This window comes from Nostoc sp. UHCC 0252, assembly GCF_034931145.1.
Taxonomy (GTDB): Bacteria; Cyanobacteriota; Cyanobacteriia; order Cyanobacteriales; family Nostocaceae; genus Nostoc.
The window spans coordinates 1-5,221 of the sequence record NZ_JAYGHE010000149.1 but is presented as its reverse complement, the minus strand read 5'-3'; the positions used below and the strand labels follow the sequence as shown (position 1 = coordinate 5,221).

The window sequence follows — 5,221 nt, the reverse complement described above, 5'->3', positions numbered from 1 at the left end:
AAGCCAGTATAAGGTATCGCTGTTATCTTTCCAAATTGCGGCAACTGTTGCAACTGCTTGAGTGCGAACTTCCTTAACTAACTTAGTTTCTTCGTCATCAAAGAAGGAGTAATAGTACCAGAGGTCATATTTAGTTAAGTCTTTGAGTTTGTTAAGCAATTTATTAGCTACCAATGCAATCACAGAGCGATTTCTCACTTCTGCAAGACACTTAGCCGCTAAAAACAAGTTGATAAATTTTTCCTCTTCACCATCTTGCACCATTAAGTAATCAAGAATTTCACCAACAAATTTCGCATCAATCATTCCGGCAATTAGCCGCAATACCTCATGCCAAGTTTCATCTTCCCAGTGTTGACCAAAAACTTCACTTTTCAGAAACTCAATTGTAATACTGCGTTCTTTCTCAAACTGCCAGACATACTCCCAAGCACAGAAATATTCTAAAAATGTCCGATGCACAAAAGCATAGTAATCTGCACCCAAGAAACATAAAATAAAATTGCGCTCTCGGAGTTGCTCAATTATCAACTGCGCTATTTTTTGTCCTTGATGAACTTCTATACTATATAAATAGTCAATTAAAATGTTTTCTAAATCATCCTTATTAATCAAGTTGCCTGCTAAACCTTTTTCACTGGTTTGCATCCTGTAAGCAACTTGACGTAACATCCCTTGTTTATCTTTATAATCAATAGTCGCCGATTCTACCTGAATCAAAAGTTTTTCTAAATCCCATTGCTGTAATAGCACTCGTGACGCTTGGCTATAGAGTTCTGATCTATCTCTTGGTAGTTCTTGATTGCGATTGAGAATTGCCATCATTGTTAGCAGCAAAGGATTAACAGCAAGTTGACGAATTGCTGGATAATCCTGAATTGCTCTTTCTAAGCGTTCTTTTTTTCTTTGCTTTTCTAGGGAGTCACTAAAAGCAAAATTGTGCCAACGGTTAATAAACTCCTGAATCTGTTCTAGTTCTAAATCTTGCAGCATAAAATGCCGAAAACTAATATCTCGCAATCTTTGAGGCTGATAACCAATGACGCGAGAAGTCACTAGCACTCGTACGAAGGGATAGTTATGAGTGAAACTAATAATATCTGTAATAGCTTCTTCTCGTTTACTTGGTTCAAATACCTCATCTAACCCATCAAACATTACAAATGCCTTGCCAGTTTTGAGCAAAGTATCAAGTTGATATTGGTTCAAAGAACAAAGAAACCCGCTTCCTTGCTGAAAAAACTCTAGAAAATCCCGGCATTCTTGATTATCTCGACTTCGTACATAAGTGCGGAGTTCAATCAACAAGGGAATTGGTAATGATGATATGTCCTGAATTGGAGTTTCTGCCCATTGCAGTGTTAAATATTGCAATAAACTAGACTTACCAGAACCAGGGTCGCCTAAAATTACTAAGTGTTTGCCAGCCTGTGGTTCGTCAATTACTTCTAATACAGAGCGGCTAGATTGTTGAGCGTAAGACCTTTTGTATTGTTCTAAAATTTCTGGCTGAATATCAAAATCTTCTTCGAGTTGTCCGCTTCTTTGAAGTCGTTCCCGATGTTCTTTGGGTAACTCATAAACTTGTGGTAAAGCTTCATTCACCTCACGCACATTTTGAGCTACAAACATATTCCATAACTTTAAGCTGTAACTGTAACCTGAAGTATCAAAGGAATCGAGCCTCAAATGTCCATAAACTTTTTGAATTTCTGCACGATAACGCATCAAGTCAAAATCAGGTACAATCCCAGCAATTTCTTCGATATTTTGCTGGATGACTGCGATATTTTGAGCATCTAGGATGAAATCTAATTCATCCGATTCTCGCAGAATTGCCTTAATTTTTTTAGTATACCGTCTGATTAAACTTTGCCAGTTAAAATCAGCAGGTAGCGGACGTAATTTTAATTCATCCCAAATTGCAGTTAAAGTATTAGCATCGGGTATCGCATCTGGTAAAAATGGCTTTCCTAATTCCAATAGTGCAGTTTCTTGATGAATAAACTGCTGCAACGAGTCAATATACTGCTTCAGTTCTGCTTCAGACAACTCTGCATCTTCTAATTGCTGCTGCACCTGTAACAAAAATTCTTTCAAAGCTTGACCAAAAACAATTTCTAACCTTTCTTTCTGTCGAATTCCTACACCGGAGGGAAAATTTAGCAGAATTTGATCGAAAAATTTTTGGGTATATTTTTTTAAATCTTCTCGCGCCAATTTCTCTAGGAGAGTCTTAAAGACAAACCCGAATGCATTCGTGACTCCCCAAACAACTAGCCAGTCTAGCATCAATAGCCCAACTCCATATCTCTAACTCTATTTTACTGAGCTAAGGCTTCAAGCCACAGTAATGTTTCTGAGTCATCTTTCCAAGTATCTTTAATAACCCCAACAGCCCTTTTACGCACTTCATCTGTAACCTCTGGTTGAGCTTCAACCAAATTTTTAATTTTGTCAAGGAGTGTTTTGTCTGTTTCTCTAATCAAAGAACGAGTTCTCAGATTTTGCAGACATTCTGCTGCAAGCAATAAATTCTCAAAACCATGTTCTTGTCCATTCTGTTCTGCTAAACAATCTATAAGTTCCGCAGCAAACTTTTGATGAATTTTGCCAGTAATTAAAATGATCACCTCACGCCAAGCCGCATCTGTCCATCGTTGAACAAAAACTCTTTGTTTCAGTTCATCCAAAGATATAGTACGTTCATGTTCATATTCGCAAATAAAATGCGAAGCACAAAAATATTCTAAAAAAGTTCGATGCACAAAGCCATAAGTATCTCCTCCGAGAAAACACAATATAAAACTACGATTTGTTAGCTGTTCGCGTAATGACTTAGCTTGCAAATAAGGTTCATTAACTTCTTTAGCTTTTAGATATTCAGTCAGAATTGTTTCTAACGCCTTTTTACTGATAACTAAACTATTGCCGATAAAATTTGCATCTGATTGCATTTTGTAAGCAATTTGACGCAACATTTCTTTTTTGTCGTAATATTCTAATCTGCTCTGATCTGGTAAATATTTTCTCTCTGCATCCCACTTGTGCAATAACACCTCTGATGCATGTTCATAAAGAGTTGCTCTATCCCTTGGTAGTTCCTCATGTCGGTTCAAAATTGCCATCATTGTCAGCAGCAGAGGATTACCCGCTAATTCTCTAAATGTGCGAGAACTTTCGATACACTTTAACAAGCGATCGCGTTTTGTATTTCCTTCATGTTGATCTGCAAAAGCTAATTTATGCCATTGATTAATAAATCTCTCAATTTGCTCCTGGTCTAAATCTTGCAACATAAAGTGACGAAAATTTGCATCTCTAAATCGATGACGCTGCTGTTCGTAACCAACTACTCTAGATGTAACTAAAACTCGTGCTTTGTCATAGGTTGTAATAAAGTTAATGATATCAATAACCACATTTTCTCTTTCTCCTGGATCGAGTACCTCATCCAAGCCATCAAATATCACCATTGTTTGCTGAGTTTTCAGCCATTGTTCTAATTCTTTTTGATTAAGAGTTCCGCCAAGTACACCACTTGCTCTCTCGAAATACTCCAAAAAATTGTGGCATTGCGAATTTTTACGATTTTCAATATAGTTGCGTAATTCAATCAATAAGGGTAATTCTTGTAAGTCTAAAGAATTGGTTGGAATTTTTGCCCATTCCAATGCCCTATATTGGGCTAGAGTAGATTTACCAGAACCCGGATTTCCTAATATAACAGTGTACTTATAATTTTTTTCCGAGTCATTAAGTATATACGAAACTGAAACGTTAGTTGCTGATTCTACTAACTGCTCACACACATTTTGCCATATAAATATATTCCATAAATCGAGGCTGTAATTACATCCGCTAGTGTCCAAACTCTCCAGCCTGAGTTTACTATAAGCACCAAGCAACCCTGATTTATAACGACGGAAATCAAAATCTGGTAAAACAGGGGTAAGTTGTTCTAAACTTTCTCGCATTCTTGACAGATTTTGTGAATCTAATAGTTTCCTTAATTCGTCAGAATCTTGTAAGATATAATCGATTTTTTTTACATATCGTTTGATAAGCTGCTGCCAATTAAAATCTGCTGGTAAAGTTTTTAAATTAAGATTATTCCAAGCTTTTATTAATATTCCAGCATCAATAGTTGAATTATCAGCTTCCGATGTATTAACCCCCAAGGATTTTTGAAAAGGTTTGCCCAGTTGTTCAAGAACTTGTGCGTTCAGAATAAAAGTTTCTAAATCAGGTAGATAATTCTCAAATTCATTTACTTCGATGTCTTGATCTTCTAATTCTTGCTGCACCAAGCCTAAAAATTCTTTCTGAGCTTTCCCAAAAGCATTTTTTAAAGATATTTCTTTAGCTAAATCCAATTTATCTTTAATCCAGACACCAAAGAAAGTTTTAACGTAGTCTTCTAAAACATCTGTAGCCAAATTTGCAAGTGTTTCTATAATCGGTTTAAAAGTAAAACCTACAGCGTTAGCAACACCCCAAGCGATTAAAAACTCCATATCAATTTTTGAGCTAAATTTAACAAAATAATATGAGGAGTATAATACATTGCTAATATTATGGATAAAATTTTATATTTTTTTAATGCTAGCGATTGCTAAAAACTGTAGTCAACACCAAGATTGTTTTTACCTCCAAGATTAAAAGCGATGCTGGCTGAAGATTTGTTAAAAATAACTATATACTGTGCATGGATATTAGGAGTAATTTTATGGTTCTACAAGTTAACCCCATCCAGAAAGAACCAATTGTTACTTGGGAAGCACTGCCAGCCGACTTCATTTTACCAGACGATCCAGTGGAAAATATTCAACAACCTGCGATCGCTGCTGCCCTTACCGATGCTTTGGGAAGCACAGGACGCATCCAACCTCAAATGCTGATTGGCTCTAATTTTGGACTTGTAGCCACAGTCAACAAAAAAATCGTTGTCAAAGCCCCAGACTGGTTTTATGTTCCTCAAGTGCAGTCTGTAGGAGCAAATGTAGTTCGTCGCAGCTATACCCCGAATTTAGAAGGCGCTGCTGTGGCTGTAGTGATGGAATTTCTCTCAGACACAGAAGGTGGAGAACTATCAGTCCGTTCAACTCCGCCCTACGGTAAACTCTATTATTACGAAAAGATTCTCCAAGTTCCCACCTACGTAACCTACGACCCTTACGAACCAAGCATAGAAATACGCTGCTTGCAAAATGGACAATAT

General features: G+C 36.8%; 3 protein-coding genes. 1 reads left to right on the top strand and 2 read right to left on the bottom strand.

Annotated features, from left to right (window positions below):
• Both VB732_RS35300 and VB732_RS35295 read right to left on the bottom strand, forming a co-directional pair.
• Positions 1–2,292 (bottom strand): NACHT domain-containing protein (locus tag VB732_RS35300; RefSeq protein ID WP_323235455.1); only part of this gene is annotated, 2,292 nt, incomplete at its 3' end.
• Between the two features lie 32 nt (positions 2,293–2,324).
• Complete coding sequence (locus VB732_RS35295; protein ID WP_323235454.1) at positions 2,325–4,517, bottom strand: NACHT domain-containing protein; 2,193 nt, start codon at positions 4,515–4,517, stop codon at positions 2,325–2,327.
• A 212-nt stretch (positions 4,518–4,729) separates the two neighbouring features.
• Between VB732_RS35295 and VB732_RS35290 the strand changes: the two genes are divergently transcribed.
• Positions 4,730–5,221, top strand: a 492-nt coding sequence (locus VB732_RS35290) for a Uma2 family endonuclease (protein WP_323235453.1), incomplete at its 3' end; no start/stop codon positions are given.

What these genes read in the sequence shown, in the direction of transcription:
- VB732_RS35295 (WP_323235454.1), bottom strand. Translation starts at nt 4,517, where the DNA reads ATGGAGTTTTTAATCGCTTGGGGTGTTGCTAACGCTGTAGGTTTTACT.